The following is a 16,254-nucleotide window of genomic DNA, read 5'->3' as shown; positions in this document are numbered from 1 at the left end:
TCAGAACCCCAACGCGGCAAGGATCTCGTCGATGCCTTCGTCTTTCTTGACGCTGCACTTGTACATCTTCTTCAGCCCTCCGGTGAGTTTGTTGTAATCTTCGACGATGGTCTCCGGATCCACGTCCACCGCGTATGCGATGTCGATCTTGTTGAGGATCGCGATGTCCGAATGGAGGAAGATGTCGTGATGCTTGCGCACCATGTCATCGCCCTCGGTTGTGGAGACGACGACTGCCCTGTAATCCGTTCCCAACGGGAAATCCGCGGGGCACACCAGATTCCCGACGTTCTCTATGAAGACTACGTCGAAATCGTCGAGATTCATTCCGGCCAGGGATTTCCTGATGAGGCGCGCGTCCAGATGGCATTCCTTGCTGGTGTTGCAGTTGACGGCTTCCATCCCGGACCTCTCGAACCTGGAGAAATCGTCGTTTCCGGTGACGTCGCCGGCTATGGCGCAGACGCGGATCCCTTTCGCCCTGAGTTTCTCGGCCAGCTTTATGATCAGAGCGGTTTTTCCGGCGCCTATCGAACCCATGAAATCCACTGATTTCACGCCGTGGCTCTTCATCAGGCGCCAATTCTCGTTGGCGATTTTGTTGTTCTCCTTGAGGACGTCTATTTCCATCCCCGGTTGGACTATATGCATGAGACCGTGAAGAGCGTGCAACCTAATAATGTATATTGGCCGTGGCGCCCCGATATCCGTAGGAATAGTGATAAACGGCGACCCTCATGTCTGGGCGAACAGCATGAGCTACTCAGACGCACTTTCAAAGGCCTTGGAAGCTTTAGGGGCTTCCGAAGGCGCTAAACTGTCCGTCGTCAGGGACGGAAGGACGTTCGTGGGAACGCTGATGCCTCACCATGAATTCAGCGCGCCCGACATCCTCATCCTCAAGATGAAGAGCGGGTACAACGTCGGGGTGAGGATAACGGATTCCACTTCGATAGAGGTTTTGGAGAAGCCGGCAGAGAGGGTGAGGAAAGAGGCGGAGGTCGAATACAGGAAAGGTCTCCCAAAACTCGTCCTCATAGGGACCGGCGGGACCATCGCATCCTATGTCGATTACAGGACGGGGGCGGTCCATCCGGCGCTTTCCACTTCGGACATGGTCAATGCCGTGCCGGAGATCAGGGATATCGCCAACATCGACGCGAGGGTTCTGTTCTCCATATTCTCGGAGAACATGGGCGTGGAGCATTGGCAGGAGCTCGCGGAGGCCGTCGCCCAGGAGATAAACAACGGGGCCGACGGGGTCATCATCCCCCATGGGACGGATACCATGGGATACACCGCTGCGGCGCTTTCCTTCATGCTGCGCGGAATAACGAAGCCCGTGGTTCTGGTGGGGGCGCAGAGGTCTTCCGACCGCCCGTCATCGGACGCATCCAGCAATCTGGTCGCCTGCGCGAGGTTCTGCACCCAAGGGAACCGCGCCGGGGTGTTCGTGGTTATGCACGACACTTTGGGCGACGATTCGTTCGCGGTGCACGCCGGTACCAGAGTCAGGAAGATGCATACGTCCAGACGCGACGCGTTCAGAAGCATCAACGCCCTTCCCGTGGCTCACATAGACAAAGACGGCAAGATCGTCTTCAGCGGGAGCGGGGAGCCTGTGTCGAAAGGGCAGGCGAAGGCGATAATCGGGATGGAGAGGTCCTGCGTTCTGCTCCAGTATTTCCCCGGGATGGAGCCTTTCATGTTCGAGGACATATTCATGAGATCCAAGGGGATAGTTATCGCCGGTTCCGGTCTGGGCCACGTAAACGAAGGCATGATACCTCTGATCAGGAAGGCCAACGAGAGGGGCACGGTGGTCGTGATGACGTCCCAGTGCCTGAACGGGAGGACCAACCTCAACGTGTACAACACCGGAAGGGACATGCTTTCCGCGGGAGTCGTGACCGTCTTGGACATGCTTCCCGAGACCGCCTACGTCAAACTGATGTGGGCGCTGGCCAACACCTCCTCGCCGGAAGAGGCCAAAATCCTCATGAAGACGCCCATCGCAGGCGAGATGTCAGACAGGAGGACCGCAGATGAGCGAAGAGTACGAGATGATGTGCGGGATCGAGATCCACCAGCAGCTGGACACCAAGAAGCTGTTCTGCTCCTGCGACTCCAGGCTCTGCGAGGAAGGATTCGGGGACATTTACAGAAGGCTAAGGCCGACTACCTCGGAGATGGGAGAGATCGACCGCGCCGCTCTGGCCCAGTTCCAGAGGCATATGGGATACAGATACCAGTGCTGCGAGGGGACCAGCTGTTTGGTCGAGCTGGATGAGGAGCCTCCGCACGACGTCAACGACGACGCTCTGACTATCGCCCTGACTTTCTCGGAGATGCTGGGTGCCAACATCATAGACGAGGTTCACTTCATGAGGAAGATCGTCGTCGATGGTTCCAACACCTCCGGTTTCCAGAGGACCGCTCTGATATCCACCGACGGTTCTGTCTCGGTAGGCGACAGGAAAATCTCCATACTTTCCGTGTGCCTGGAGGAGGACGCGTGCCGCAGGGTAGAGACGAAATCGGACGAGGTCGTCTGGAGGACCGACCGTCTGGGAATTCCTCTCATCGAAGTGGCCACCGGCCCCGACATGAGGACTCCCGAGGAAGTCATGGAAGTCGCATACAGGCTCGGGACGCTTCTGAGGGCCACCAAGAGGGTCAAGAGAGGTCTGGGAACCATCAGGCAGGACCTTAACATCTCCATCCCCGGAGGGGCCCGCATCGAGCTCAAAGGGGTCGGGGATCTCAAGCTCATCCCGGATTACGTCAGGAACGAGGTCAGCAGGCAGAAGATGCTCCTCAGGGTCAAAGATATTCTGAGCAAAAGAGGGACGAAGCCTGCGGATTTCGAGATTGTGGATGCCACGTCTGTGTTCGACGGGTGCGAATCCAAGGTGATCAAAGGCGCCCTTTCGGACAAGGGCAAAGTCCTCGCCGTGCGCCTGCCGGGATTCGCCGGCGTCATGAACGGCGACGGAGGGACCCTCAGGCTCGGGGCCGAGATGGCCCAGCGCGCCCGCACCAAAGGCGTCAAAGGAATCTTCCATTCCGATGAGCTTCCCAACTACGGCATTGAGCAGGTCTATGTCGGCAAGCTGAGGGAGTTCCTCGGCGTCAGCGGGGAGAACGACGCGTTCGTAATCTGCGCAGCCAAAGAGAAGAAGGCCAGAGACGCGCTGGAGATGGCCGTCAGCAGGGCCAACGAAGCTTTGGAAGGCGTGCCTGAAGAGACAAGGGACCCGCTTCCGGACGGGACCACAAAGTATTCCAGGCCGCTCCCGGGGGCGGCCAGGATGTATCCTGAGACCGATGTTCCTCCCACGCTCATAACCGATGTTATGATGAAGGACATCAGGGACAGCATGCCCGAGTTCCCGGAGCAGATCGAGGCCCGTCTGGTGCGCGATTACGGCATAAATGTCCAGCAAGCCAGGCAGATAGTCAGGCAGAGCCAGGACGAGGTCTTCGAGAGGATAGCCGCGGACAAGGGGATGGCATCCGTGGCCGCCACGACTTTGCTCAACACGTTCAGCGAGATGGAGCGCGGCGGGGCCGACGTATCCGCGATCTCCGACGACTCTCTCGCCCACGCCTTCGATCTTCTGAAGGAGGGCAAGTTCGCCAAGGAAGCTCTTCCGGCGTTATTGGGCGAGATGGCCAAGGGAACTTCAGCCGAGGATTCGATAGGAAAGCTCGGTCTGGAGGCCGTAGACGAGGGCGAAGCCGCGGCTATAATCGAAGGCATCGTCAATGAGAGGGCGGATTTCGTCCGCTCCAAGGGCATGGCCGCCGTCGGCCCGCTTATGGGCCCCGTCATGGGAGCTCTCAAAGGCAGGCTGGACGGAAAGCAGGTCAACAAGCTGCTGACCGAGGCAATACAGAAACTTTTGGGATGACCGGGTGGGGGGAGACCCCCGCCGCCATCTTTCTCATCCTATATAGTGCCAGAAGAAACCGACGACCTCTTCGGGCGAATAGTCGCCGTGGGACATCCACCAGCGCACGGTTTCCGAGAAGTCCCATGCGCATCTTTCTATGGCGTATTCGATGGGTATGCCGTCGGGCGCCTTTTTAATCTCTTTTTCGAACACTTCTCTGAGATGGTCTCTGAAACAGCGCATGAAGACATCCCCGCTTTCGCTGGCCAGGATGCCTTCCACGTACCCTCTGCTTTCGTCCAGATGATACAGGATGTGGGTAAGCTCGTCCTTGAGGTCTTTGCGGCCGGAGAAATCATGGGTTTCTTCCTTGGTGGCGCTCTCCGAGAACGCATGGTCGAATATGCTTTCGCAAAGGGCATTCAAGAGGTCATCCTTGGTCTGGAAATGGGAGTAGAACGTGCTCCTTCCGATGTCGGCGCGAGTGATTATGTCCTGTATGGTTATGTTCGAATACCCTTTCTCGCTCAGGAGCTCAACGAAAGCGTTGAAGACGGCTTTTCTGGTTTTGGATTGGCGGCGATCCATCGGGTTCCGTATCCGCAGGTCCGTTATTATGATTTCTAAATTATAGCATACGCACCGAGCCATCCGATAGGTTCCGTGATGCATCCGATATTATCATTTCTGTATCGATAATAAGATATTGAACAATATGTTCAGTTATTTATATAGCGTACGATATGGTAGGATTATGGCTGAAGTCTCTGCGCTGAAACGTTTCAACGATCTGCTCGCGGGCCTCCCGATGACGATAGTCGGCGGGCTGTTCCTCGCGGCATCATTCATACTTCCGCGCATAGGATACCCGGAGGGAGAGAATCTCGCGTGGGTCTGCGTTTTCATATGCGGGATCCCGCTTCTGTACCTCTCGGTATGGCGCATAATCTACAACAAAGGGATCAGCAAGATCTCTTCGGCTCTTCTGATAACCATCGCCATGTTCGCCGCCATATTCATAGGCGATCTGTTCGCGGCGGGAGAGGTCGCGTTCATCATGGAGATCGGGGCTATCCTCGAGGACATGACCACGGAGAGGGCGAAGAAAGGCCTAAGGAACCTCATGGCGCTCGTTCCCGAGACCGGAAGGAAGATCGTGGACGGGAAAGAGATTTCCGTGCCGGTGGAGGACATCCGCGTCGGAGACATCATACGCGTGATCCCGGGGGAGACGGTCCCCGTCGACGGTAAGGTTCTGTCGGGGGAGACCACCATGGACCAGTCCGTGATGACCGGCGAGAGCCTTCCTGTGGACAAATCTCCCGGAGACACCGTTTACAGCGGCACCGTCAACAGGTTCGGATCCATCGACATCGAAGTGACGAAAGACGGGGAGGACAGCTCCCTACAGAGGCTCATACGCATGGTCGAGGATGCCGAGAACAATCAGGCCAAAACCCAGCGCATAGCGGACAAATGGGCGAGCTGGCTCGTGCCGATCGCCGCTCTGATAGCGGTCGCCGCGTATTTCGTCACGGGGGAGATCGTCCGCGCAGTCACCGTTCTGGTCGTATTCTGCCCGTGCGCCCTCGTTCTGGCCACACCGACCGCAATAATGGCCGCCATAGGCCAGGCCACGAAGCACGGCGTCATAGTGAAGTCGGGAGTGGCCCTCGAGAACATGGGCGCCGTTGACACCATAGCGTTCGACAAGACCGGCACGCTCACGGAAGGGAGGCTGAAAGTCAGCGATATCATCGCCGTCCCGGGGGTATCCGAGTCCGAGCTTCTGGCCGCGGCGGCCTCAGCCGAGCGTAGGAGCGAGCACCCGATCGGGAGAGCCATAGCCGCCGAAGCGGAAAGCCGCGGCATGGACGTCCCGGAATGCTCCGGTTTCAGGATGCAGGCCGGGAAAGGGGTCCAGGCGGACGTCGGCGGTAACGTTCTCCGCGTAGGGAGCCAGGCGTTCGCATTCGGGGATTCCGCTGTCCCGGGCGATATCCAGAGCGCACTGGACAGGCTCAGATCCGAAGGGAAAGCGTCCGTCGCGGTCGTGTCCGGCGGCAGGCCGCTGGGCGTGATCGGGCTTTCGGATTCCATCCGCCCCGAAACTGCCCGCGTGATATCGGAGCTGAACTCGATGGGCGTCAGGACCGTGCTCCTCACCGGCGACAGCGCCGCGGCTGCGGATTATTTCGCTTCCAAAGCAGGTGTTTCCGAGGTGAAATCGGAGCTCCTTCCCGAGGACAAGCTGTCATGCATAGCCGAGATGAAAGAAAAGTCAAAGGTATGCATGATCGGGGACGGAGTGAATGACGCCCCAGCTTTGAAATCCGCGGATGTGGGCGTCGCCATGGGCGCCATGGGAAGCGACATAGCCGTGGAAGCCGCGGACATCGCCCTGATGACGGACGACATATCGAAGATTCCCTATCTCAAGTGGCTCTCGAACTCCGCCGTCAGCACGATAAAGACGGCCATCACGATATCGATGTGCATCAATTTCGTCGCGATCATAGCGTCCGTGACCGGGATCCTTAACCCCACTACCGGCGCTCTGGTCCACAACGCGGGATCATGCTTCGTGGTCGCGCTGGCGGCGCTGCTGTACGACAGGAAATATCCCGGCGAGAAGAAGAGCAGGCCTCCTGTTCCGCAGGCCGCCGGGAACTCTTCCGAAACGGCGGCATGAAAACGGGGTCCCCGGCCGGTCCGGGGATACCCGTCATTTAAGGTCCACTTTGTAGCATCCGTTTTTGCTGGTGATGCTGATTCTGGCGGATTTTCTGAGGCCGCCCTGGACCGCTTTCCCTATGGACTGGGGGTCCGGGTTGCTCTCGACCATGAACTCGAAGGACGAAGGCACGCTGGCCGCGCTCTGGCGGATGAATGTCTCGGCCTCGTTCATGTCGTCGAATCTGGTCCTGGCGACGCTGTAATAATTGTACTCCATGGAGAGGCAGTCGCATTTCTTGTCGAACTCGTGGGTCTGGCGCATCCTGGCGTCGTTGCAGTTGAAGAACGCGTGCAGGCCGCCGAGATCCGAGGTGACGTCCAGATGGTATCTCTTCCCGGCGATCTCGATTATGTTCCAGCGGTGGCCCACGCCCTCAAGCTCCCCGGACATCATGGACGTTTTGAGCCCGCAGGCGTTGGCCACGAAGCAGTACGCCTCGGATATCCCCTCGCACACTCCCTTACCGGTGAGGAGAGGCCCGGCCATGCTGTGGGAGGCGACGTCGTCGGAGCCGTCATAGACCATGCTTTTCGTGAAATAGTCGTGGATCGCTAATTCGGCGCTGTATGCGTCGGGGCAGTTCTTCACTATTTTCTCGTAGATCTGGGCGGTGACGTCCTTCATCCTCTCCAAGTACCCATCTTTGTTATTCATGAAGCGGTTGTACTTGAACTCGATATCCGCCACGCGTCCGTTGGACTTCACGGTGATGCCCGAATCGACGTAGAAAAGGGAGGGGTCGTCCTCTATCAGGGCGAGGGTCACGTTCATGAGATGTTTGACGTCCGGGGTGCCTTCGCATTGGATCCTGACGGAGGGGATGCATCTCGATGTTGCTTCGTTGATGGCATCGTAGAGGCTCTGATCCTGGGGCGAGAGAAGCGAGCGATTGAGGCGCCAGACCCTTCCGAAGTTAAGTTCCGGGGTGAAGTTGGCCTTGGTGTTGAAGTTCGAGGTCTTTTCTTCCACTTTGGGGGCGGGCTTCGTTTGCGTCTCCTTCTTCTGGTTGGCCTGATTCATATTTTCCATGACCATGCCGACGGCATCCATTATCGCTTTTCCTAGGTCGAACATCGTTATCCTCCGGAGTTTCAGGCGGGCATCCCGCTGCTTTCCATTATTCGCGTGCGACTATTTCGTTCTGATGTTTGCCCTTTCGGAGATTACGAATCTCAACCACGGAAAGCTCCTCGAAGAACAGCTTGGTCTTCCCGAGGATTCTTATGTCATGCCCTTCCAAAACGTCTCCGAGAGAGGATTGGTCCATCAATGAAGACACGACTATGACGACTCTTCCGCCTTCATTGAGGTGCTCGGGGGCCCCCCTAAGAAGCTCAGGCAGAGGTCCCAAACCGTCGGGGCCTCCGGACCATGCCTTTGCCAGCAAGCCTTCCTCGTCCACCGGGAGATAGGGGAGATTGAAAACTATAGTGTCGAAACGCCCTTCTATGGCGCTGTACACGTCGGTTTCCTTAACATCCGCGGGAAGATTGTTGTCGGCGAGGTTCCTGCGAGCAAGATCCACGGCCTTCGGGTTGATGTCCCCGGCGACAACTTCGCAGCCTTCCGCGGCGCAATGCATCGAGACGATCCCGGAGCCGCAGCCAATCTCCAGCACCCTTTCGCCTGGATGCACCTCCAACGATTCTATCAGCAGGATGCTGTCCTCGGACGGCGGATATACATCGGGATCTTCGGCGACGCGGAATTCCGGCCTGTATCTCATGCTATGACGACGTCAGAAGCGGTTATAACCGTATCCATGATGGTTCGGGCTCTGCCGCGGGCGAACAGATGAAATATCCGTCCCGCGTGGCTTCAAATATGATTCAGTTGGACATCCTAGCCGTGGGGAATCTTATCCGCAACGAAGACGGAAGCATCCTGAAAGCGGATTCCACGTCGGTCCTTGTCCGGTCCGGGGACAGGATCATAGTCGTCGACCCAAGCACGGAGTATCTGAGGCCGGCGGTGAGGACCTCGTTCAAGCAGATCGGCGTTTTCCCGAAGGACGTTGACACAGTGATCCTCACCCACGCCCACAGCGACCACACGGAGAATCTGGATCTCTACCGCAACGCGGAGGTCATCATCCATTCCGGATCCGATGCTGAAATACCCGGCGCCAAAGTCGTTAACGGCGAGGAGATAAGGATATGCCAGGGCGTCAGGATGGTCCACACTCCCGGGCATTGTCCGGAGCACTGCTCCGTGTTCGTGGATTCGGACAGGCATTACGTCATCGCCGGGGATGCGGTCCCACTGGAGGACAATTTCAGGAAGATGATTCCACCCAGACTCAACACCGATCCCGACCTAGCTTTGCAAAGTATTAAGAACATCAGGGATTACGCCGACGTAGTCATCCCGGGGCATGGGTTCCCGTTCATGACGGACAGGTGATCAATATGATACAGAGACCAATGCCTGATACGTTGTACTACGAATGCCCGGTCTGCGACGACTACACCGAGCATCAGATACTCAAAGGCAAAATGGGGAAGGCCTCCATCGAAGGCACTTTCAGATGCAACGAATGCGGAAGAGTCACTTCGGAGACTGTCAAGATACCCGAGCTGATCGAAGTCCCGGTGGTATTCAGCGACGGCGACGTATCGACGTCAGCCAAGACGACCATCGAAAGCAACGAGATAATAGCCGTGGACGACGAGTTCTTCATGGACGACGGGAGGAGGGTCTGCGTCACCCACATCGATGTCGCAAACGGATCCACCAAGAAAAAAGCTCTCGCCACGGATGTCAAGAAGCTGTGGGTGAAGCAGTTCGATGTCCTCAGCATCAAAGTTTCGGTCAACGACAACAGGAAGACGTATTCCCTGAGGGTCGAAGCCGAGCCCGATGACGAATTTATCGTGGGTACCCAGCTCGAGTTCGACGATTTCAACTGCCTTATCCACGCGATAAAGACGAAGAACAGCCTGGTCAAGAGAGGCTCCGCCGAGGCCAGGGACATAACCAGGATCTACGGCAAAATCAGGTCCAAACGCTACGACATTATCCAGAGCGATGACGACGAGGAGTTCGACGAGAACGATTACATCCTCGACGATGACGACGAATGAAACTTTGGGCGGGGTTTCCCCGTCCTTCTTATGCAGGCGAATCGTCTTCGAGGATGTAGTCGAGGACGTCTGACAGGTTGTCAGATTTCACTGTGTAAGTGGCGGCCTCTTCCGTGTACGGATCGGTGGGGTTGAAGGCTATCGACATCCCGGTGGATTCGAACATTCTGATGTCTGTGAACGAGTTCCCGATCGATGCGGTCCTTTCTTTTGCCGTGCCGAACTTCTCTATCAGAGGTCTTACGCTGAGTCCTTTGTCCGACAAGTCCACGACAACTATGCCCTCTCCGGTGAGCTTCCCCGAGGGATCCGTGCATATGTGGTCCGCCACGTAACCATCGAATCCGTATTCTTTGGTCAGCATCTCTGCGGCCAGATCGATCCCGCCGCTGACTATGTAGCTCTTGATCCTGCACTCGTTCAGGCAGGCTATGGTCTCCTGGATTCCGCCGATCAGGGGCATGTCGCGGAACAGGACGGCTATGTCCCTTATGCTGACGTCAGGGTTGACTCCTTTCCAAAGGGCGATGTCGCGTCTCATGAACTCTTTCTCATCGATCTCGCCGTTGCAGAACGCTCTGTAATTGGGTTCGCTGTCGACTCCGAAGCATTCGTGCACCCAAGCCCATGAGCTGCGCACTTTTGTCAGGACGCCGTCCATATCGAAGCAGACGAGGTCGTATTTTCTCATGCGGGAGGTATATTTTTCGGTAGTATATGGGATTCTGCTTTTGTAAGACAAATCTCGCCTGTCATACAAGAATAGAAGATAATATATTGAAAATAAAGTTATTTATAATATAAAATTGAATATTTTTAAGTTTAATTAACATATATTATGCCTATATTTTTTATTTTTGTCTTACAATCAGCCGGTTTTCTTACAGCTCAGCTTTTCATGTCTGGCCTTTTTCTTCGCTCTTAAAGTAGCTGTGTGCGACTATTTGCTTTGTGAGGTAATTATTGATTAGAAAATCAATATAATTTATACTATAAATATCGATACTATATTGATAAAAGAAACTTTTTAGTTTTCCCTAAACATATTTATCATAAATCTTAAATAGGGTGCCGTCAATAGTCTCCTTGAGGTAATTGAAATGGTTACAGTAAACGAATCTGAGTGCGTCGGCTGCGGAGCATGCGCGGACGTCTGCCCCAACGAAGCGATCACTGTCGACGACATCGCAATCATCGACGCTGGAAAATGCGTTGACTGCGGAGCTTGCGTCGACGAGTGCCCCTCGTCCGCTATCACCCAGTGAAACTCAGGCCGGTTTCCGGCCCCCATTACTTTTTCTTTGTTTCTTCACCACGCTTAAATATAGGGCCTATATTAGCGCGTTTTTGAGGTATAATATGGTCACCATCAATGAGTCTGAGTGCGTAGGCTGCGGAGCATGCGCGGACATTTGTCCTGCCAGCGCCATAACCATTGACGAAGTTGCCGTTGTCGATCAGTCCAAATGCGTCGACTGCGGGACCTGCGTCGACGAGTGCCCCTCGTCTGCGATCCAGCAGTGATGCCATAAACGCCGGCCTATTTTCGCCGGCACCTTAGCCCATCTATTTTTGCGTTTCATTCCAGATGATTCCGGTTCGGACCATCTCCCTCTTTTCGAAAGTCGGAAAAGCACCATGGCGAAGAACGACTGCTCATCGCTGCCTCCCCGGCGCGGAATCCTGTTTTTGATGAGGAAAGAATCCAGATCGATGGCATACGACTCTATAGAGTTCATCTTGTTTTTCGGGTCTCTGCACGGCTCTTTCGGGCAGCTGCATTCCCGGCAGTTCCTGCATCCGCCTGCCGACAGAATCATCGTCTTGCCCTCGCATTTCTCTCTGAATTCTTTCCTTATCGCTTTGACGACGGAGTGGTGTTCTTCGGAGGCCGCATCCATCTCTTCCAGATCGAACAGGCTCGTTCTCGGAAATGTGGTTCTTATCAGAATCATGCCGCCGTATGATGCGACGATGTTTCTGCAGATCTCGACCGATGGTACGTACGGCGGGCACGCCCAGTTCTTTCCGCACATTCCGCACAGGTTCTGCTCGCAGTAAGACCTTATGCTTTCGTCGACTCTGATCCCGGCATCGGCCAGGCTGAATTCGCTCACGAAAGTTATGCGCGGGCTGCGCAGAGATTCAAATTTTTCCAGATCCATATCCCCACCGCAGAATCATAGAATAAGCGGACTCCGGAGAATCCGTGAAGCGTTTGAAGGCCCCCGATCCGCATGGAATCGAGGGCCCGGAGGCTTTGAAGTTTCAGAATTTCTCCTTGGAGATTTTGTCTATGGCTCTGGTCACAGCGTCGTAAACGCCGGGCACGATGGAGAATCCGAGGCCGCGGGTCAGGCAGGGGATGTAGCTCCTGCATCCGTTCCTCTCGATCCTTTGCCTGACGAATTCCTCGACGCCTTCCTCGGTCCAGTCGGGGAGGTCGATCTCTGCGTTGTCGATGCCGCCCATGAAGAGGAACCTGTCCCCGTATTTGTCGATGAGCTCGTCGATGTTGTTGGAGCTGACGGGCCCCTGCCAGATGTCCACGCCGGCTTCGATGTCGATCTCGACCAGATTGGCCGCGTAGGAGTCGGAATGGTGGATGACGACCTTTCCGCCCAGGTCTCTGAAGTGCTGGTAGATTTTCTTGTAGGGCTCGAGGAAGAACTCCCTGTGGGTAGCGGGGTCCAGGAAGGAGTTGATGGCGGTTCCCCAGTCGTCGTGGTGGAAGAGGATGGGCGCGTGGGTGTGGGCCATGACCTCGTCCAGCGATCTGCATTCCCAGTCGACGACCCAGTCGATGAGCTCGTGCATCTCTTCAGGATGCTCGTAGAATGCGGTCAGGGCCTGCTTCATCCCCATGAGGAAGTGGGTCCTTTCGAAGAGCCCGGGGAACATGGGGATGGCATAGGGGCGTCCGGCATCCTCTGCGGCTTTCATCTGCTGTTTGGCGAGATCCCAAGCTTCCTCGGGGAATCCAGAAGTCATGGGCTGTCCTTTGACCTGCTCTTTCCACTTGGTTATGTCCTTGATGACGAGGACGTCTTCGCCCTCTTCAGGGTGGGAACCGGCGGATCCCTTGGGGATGGAATGGGTGACTCCCCACCCGTCCATGTAGACGGGCTTGGGGTCGACGAACTCGTCGACGAGGTTCCTGGAGTTCATCATGACGGGGTCGAACAGCACATCGAAGAAGTACTGGTTGAGGAATGCGTCGGGGCAGCCCTCGTCGTGCTTGAGCCACTCCTGGAGATTGTCCCAGATGCTGAGCTTCTCTCTGTCGTATCTGCCTTCCGCTTTGAGTTTTAGGATCATCGGGGGCTCAAGGTGGCGGCGGCTGGCGGGTTCGGCGGATTCCTGGGCTCTGGTCTCCTGGGCTTTGGCAACCTTTCTGAGGGCCTCTTCTCTGGCTTTCTCTCCGACGGTCTTGATGGACAGCCCGGATGCGTATTCCGATGCCCTCTTGGCGGCGGAAGCGGCGTCCTCGGTGTATACGTCTGCGCCGATTTTGTCGCAGAAGGACTGGTCCATAGTGGCGCCTCCGACAAAGATCCCGAAGTTTGCTCTGTCCGGCCTGGCGTTAAGGAGGTCGACGGTCTCTTTCAGGGATTCGCGGGTAGGGGTCATGGATGAGGAGCAGGCAACAACGCTGACGGCCGGGTCCCTGTCCATTTCCTCGATGAATTTCTCGGGCGGGACGTCGGCGCCCAGATCCTTGACGGAGAATCCAGCGCCCTGGAGCATGACAGTGACGAGGTTCTTCCCTATGTCGTGGACGTCTCCCATGACGGACCCGACGATCGCCTTTCCTCTGGGGGAGCAGCTGTCAGAGGATTTCAGGAAGGGCTCGAGAATCTTGAGTCCGATCTGCATGGTCTTCGCCGCTATGAGCATCTGGGGCATGAAAACCATGTTCTGTTTGAAGCCCTCTCCGATCTCGTCCATCGCGGCTATCATCCCCTTGTTGAGGAGGATTTCGGGGGCGATCCCCGCTTCTATGGCCCTGTTCAGGCAGGGTGCCATGTTGTTGATCTTGTATTTCAGTATGCAGTCCTTCACATCGGAGATTATTTCCTCGATGTCAGGGGTGCTGTTGACCGCTATGTTTCCTATCGCATCTGTGGCAACCATTTCAAAGCCTCTGATATGACATGTCCCTCAAACGGCTAAACCGATGCATCAAAACACGGAGGTTATTAATTTAATAACTATTTATTATATAAATAATATTTAATCAGAGACATTATTTATACTGTTTTGATTATAATGTTATTACATGTCTTATAACGTTGTACAGAAGATTCGCAATAACTATTATCTGTACGAGGCCGAGTCAGAATGGGATCCCGAGACGAAGAAATCCCGCCAGAAGAGAAAATACATAGGAAAATGCGACGCGGACGGGAATCTGCTGGCCGACGGGACGAAGTCGATAGTATCGAAGGATCTCGGCGAGTATTATCTTCTGTACCGCATAGCCTGCGATTGCGGGCTTTGGAAAGCGCTATGCGACGTATACGGGTCGGATGCGGCCAAGATTCTGTTTCCTTACTCTGCGGTCCGCTGCACCAGAAGCTGCCCTCCCACCCAGTCGTCTTTCGCGGTCAAAAACTCCGTCGTGCCGGATTACTTCGGCATCCCTCTCGATTCCCGCCTGCTGACTCTGGACGGCTATCTGAATCTCCTGAAGACGGTGTATGGCAGGAGGGACGAACTGTTCAGGGCTCTCCGCAGAGGGGACGAAGCCATGGTGTTCAACTCCGAGATTCTGCGGGAGCCCATACATTTCTACAGATTATATGGGACCAGGAGCCGGTTCAGTTTCAACGACTTCCCTCATAAGACTGAGTTCACAGCCGTGGATTCCGGCAGCGGTCTGCCGTTCTTTTTCAAGCTGGCCAATTACGAGGGCGTGGACAGAAGCAGCCTGGACAGCATGTTCGAGGATCTGAGATCTATGGGAATAACCCGCACGGTGTTCAATCTCCGCATCTCCGGATGCACAGAATCCGAGGTCCCTTCGTATATCAGCTCCGGGTTCGGGACGATCCTGCATGTAGGGGCCGATTCTCCGCTGGGAAGAGACGAAATCTCCGGGCACATGCATCTGGCCGATTACGAAACGGAGTTCATCAACGGTTCCCTGTACCGTTTCTTCAGGACGGAGCGCATGTTCCTGGTCAGCCGGTGCACGGTGTATATAGTGCAGGATTCCAAAGCCCACGAGGATCAGGTGCTGTCCTTTTACAAGTCGCTGAGCGATGTCGAGGAAGCGGTGTCCCGCATGCGCTGGAACGACGATTTGGATGACCGTCTGCGCCTGATGTTCGGGGATTCTCCGCTATTGGATCTGCTGGATCTGACCGAGGGGGATGACGGTTATGTGAGAACCGAGCGCAGACGCGACGAGATACTGCTGCACGACCAGATGCTGGGCCGGGAACTCATAATAACCAACACGGACTATAGTCTGAAAGAAATAATAGAGATGTCCCTGTATGCCCACAGGTACGATCAGGATCTTTCCATTTTCCGCACGGATCTCCAGGGAGGGGCGACGCTTTTCCCCTCCAACGAAGCCGCCATAGCCTCTCTGATGGGAGATTTTTTTTCGCACATCATGAAGCTGTCTCTGATACGCAGACTGTCCGATTCGGAACTGGCGGACGAAGTCAACTATCTGGATGCGATCTCCATCGTCTCATCGATCAAAGGCTGCTGGATCGACGGGAAGTTCACGATAACCAATCTCAGCCCGGATCAAGAACGCGTGTTCCGCGGCTTGGGAATGGATGTTCCAGATGTCGGCAGCTTCCTGATGCGCCGTGTGCGAGGGTCAGGCCGTCTTCGTCCGGAGGATTTCCTGCAGCTTACCGAAGATGATGTCGGCCGCCCGGGATATTTCAGCAGGGTCCGGGCTCCCGGTGCAGACCATCCGGCCGGAGCTGAACAGCAGCACGGTTACCTGCGGGTCGTCCATCCTATAAATGAGCCCGGGGAACTGCTCCGGTTCGTATTCCGCTCTGTCAGTCCCCAGATTCAGAAGCAGATCCGGAAGATCCAGAGAGGCTCCCGCATCCCCGGAGGCGACCATGTTGTATATTCTGGGTTCCGGATCTTCAGGCGGAATGACGCCTGCCGGCTCAAGATCCCTCAGGACTGCGGCCCCGGCTGATTTAACCTCATCCATGGTGACGAGGCCGGACATGGTTATCTTTCCGGATGCGAAAATCTCTACGAACGCTTTGGGCTTTCTGATGCGGTATGAGATCATTTTGGCTTTTTGTGCGTGCATCTTGGCGTTGCCGAAGCAGGAATGAACGCGGTCGAGGTCGATGGGCGAACCCGTATCGATCACAGCGGAAATGTTCTCTATACCCATTCTTACGCCCATAACGGCTCCCCGAATGTCATTGTGCAGTGCGCAGATAACTATGACGGCTCAAAAAGAACAGAATCCTAACGAATCTAACCCAAAGGAAAACATCGGAGCATTCATTCTAGCATATTGGTCCGATGCCGCCCGAGACTGCCA

Annotated in this window: 14 protein-coding genes and 1 pseudogene; 7 read left to right on the top strand and 8 right to left on the bottom strand. The window is 55.6% G+C overall.

Annotation, left to right across the window (positions count from 1 at the left end):
• The gene (gene hypB / locus IKP20_01490) at positions 1–651 is read right to left on the bottom strand and encodes a hydrogenase nickel incorporation protein HypB (protein ID MBR4503641.1); all 651 of its coding nucleotides are present in this window, start codon (positions 649–651) and stop codon (positions 1–3) included.
• Positions 652–754: 103 nt separating this feature from the next.
• Between hypB and gatD the strand changes: the two are divergent.
• Both gatD and gatE read left to right on the top strand, forming a co-directional pair.
• Positions 755–2,050: pseudogene (gene gatD / locus IKP20_01485) on the top strand (Glu-tRNA(Gln) amidotransferase subunit GatD).
• Entirely contained in the window at positions 2,046–3,914 is a 1,869-nt protein-coding gene (gatE, locus tag IKP20_01480; protein ID MBR4503640.1) for a Glu-tRNA(Gln) amidotransferase subunit GatE, read from the top strand. The pseudogene gatD and the gene gatE overlap by 5 nt, the downstream one beginning before the upstream one ends.
• Positions 3,915–3,947: 33 nt before the next feature.
• On the opposite strand, the gene IKP20_01475 is transcribed toward gatE, so the two are convergent.
• Positions 3,948–4,484, bottom strand: a complete 537-nt coding sequence (locus IKP20_01475; GenBank protein MBR4503639.1) for a TetR/AcrR family transcriptional regulator — start codon at positions 4,482–4,484, stop codon at positions 3,948–3,950.
• A 166-nt stretch (positions 4,485–4,650) separates the two neighbouring features.
• Between IKP20_01475 and cadA the strand changes: the two genes are divergently transcribed.
• A complete protein-coding gene (cadA, locus tag IKP20_01470; GenBank protein MBR4503638.1) occupies positions 4,651–6,588 on the top strand; it encodes a cadmium-translocating P-type ATPase in 1,938 nt (645 codons plus the stop codon).
• A 33-nt stretch (positions 6,589–6,621) separates the two neighbouring features.
• Here cadA and IKP20_01465 read toward each other — a convergent pair whose 3' ends face one another.
• Both IKP20_01465 and IKP20_01460 read right to left on the bottom strand, forming a co-directional pair.
• Positions 6,622–7,707 (bottom strand): transglutaminase domain-containing protein, encoded by a 1,086-nt coding sequence (locus IKP20_01465; protein ID MBR4503637.1) that lies wholly within the window; start codon positions 7,705–7,707, stop codon positions 6,622–6,624.
• A 43-nt stretch (positions 7,708–7,750) separates the two neighbouring features.
• Positions 7,751–8,359, bottom strand: a complete 609-nt coding sequence (locus tag IKP20_01460; protein MBR4503636.1) for a methyltransferase — start codon at positions 8,357–8,359, stop codon at positions 7,751–7,753.
• Positions 8,360–8,457: 98 nt separating this feature from the next.
• Here IKP20_01460 and IKP20_01455 point away from each other — a divergent pair, with 98 nt between their 5' ends.
• Together IKP20_01455 and IKP20_01450 are read left to right on the top strand one after the other, a co-directional pair.
• Entirely contained in the window at positions 8,458–9,036 is a 579-nt protein-coding gene (locus IKP20_01455; protein MBR4503635.1) for an MBL fold metallo-hydrolase, read from the top strand.
• A gap of 5 nt (positions 9,037–9,041) precedes the next feature.
• The gene (locus IKP20_01450; GenBank protein MBR4503634.1) at positions 9,042–9,716 is read left to right on the top strand and encodes a hypothetical protein; all 675 of its coding nucleotides are present in this window, start codon (positions 9,042–9,044) and stop codon (positions 9,714–9,716) included.
• Positions 9,717–9,744: 28 nt separating this feature from the next.
• Here IKP20_01450 and IKP20_01445 read toward each other — a convergent pair whose 3' ends face one another.
• A complete protein-coding gene (locus IKP20_01445) occupies positions 9,745–10,407 on the bottom strand; it encodes an HAD-IB family phosphatase (GenBank protein ID MBR4503633.1) in 663 nt (220 codons plus the stop codon).
• A gap of 409 nt (positions 10,408–10,816) precedes the next feature.
• Between IKP20_01445 and IKP20_01440 the strand changes: the two genes are divergently transcribed.
• Together IKP20_01440 and IKP20_01435 are read left to right on the top strand one after the other, a co-directional pair.
• Positions 10,817–10,981, top strand: coding sequence for a 4Fe-4S binding protein (locus IKP20_01440; GenBank protein ID MBR4503632.1), 165 nt, complete (start codon positions 10,817–10,819; stop codon positions 10,979–10,981).
• A gap of 94 nt (positions 10,982–11,075) precedes the next feature.
• Positions 11,076–11,240, top strand: coding sequence for a 4Fe-4S binding protein (locus tag IKP20_01435; GenBank protein MBR4503631.1), 165 nt, complete (start codon positions 11,076–11,078; stop codon positions 11,238–11,240).
• On the opposite strand, the gene IKP20_01430 is transcribed toward IKP20_01435, so the two are convergent.
• From IKP20_01430 to IKP20_01420, 3 genes are all read right to left on the bottom strand, one after another.
• Positions 11,174–11,881, bottom strand: a complete 708-nt coding sequence (locus IKP20_01430) for a DUF2284 domain-containing protein (protein ID MBR4503630.1) — start codon at positions 11,879–11,881, stop codon at positions 11,174–11,176. The two genes, IKP20_01435 and IKP20_01430, sit on opposite strands and share 67 nt — an antisense overlap.
• A gap of 103 nt (positions 11,882–11,984) precedes the next feature.
• Positions 11,985–13,850 (bottom strand): cobalamin-dependent protein, encoded by a 1,866-nt coding sequence (locus tag IKP20_01425; protein ID MBR4503629.1) that lies wholly within the window; start codon positions 13,848–13,850, stop codon positions 11,985–11,987.
• Between the two features lie 1,705 nt (positions 13,851–15,555).
• Positions 15,556–16,113 (bottom strand): TATA-box-binding protein, encoded by a 558-nt coding sequence (locus tag IKP20_01420; protein MBR4503628.1) that lies wholly within the window; start codon positions 16,111–16,113, stop codon positions 15,556–15,558.
• Positions 16,114–16,254 lie beyond the last annotated feature (141 nt).

The organism is Candidatus Methanomethylophilaceae archaeon, from assembly GCA_017524805.1.
In the GTDB taxonomy this organism is placed as follows: Archaea; Thermoplasmatota; Thermoplasmata; order Methanomassiliicoccales; family Methanomethylophilaceae; genus Methanoprimaticola.
Note: the sequence above shows the minus strand (reverse complement) of the source record. Positions and strands in the feature narration are given on the sequence as shown.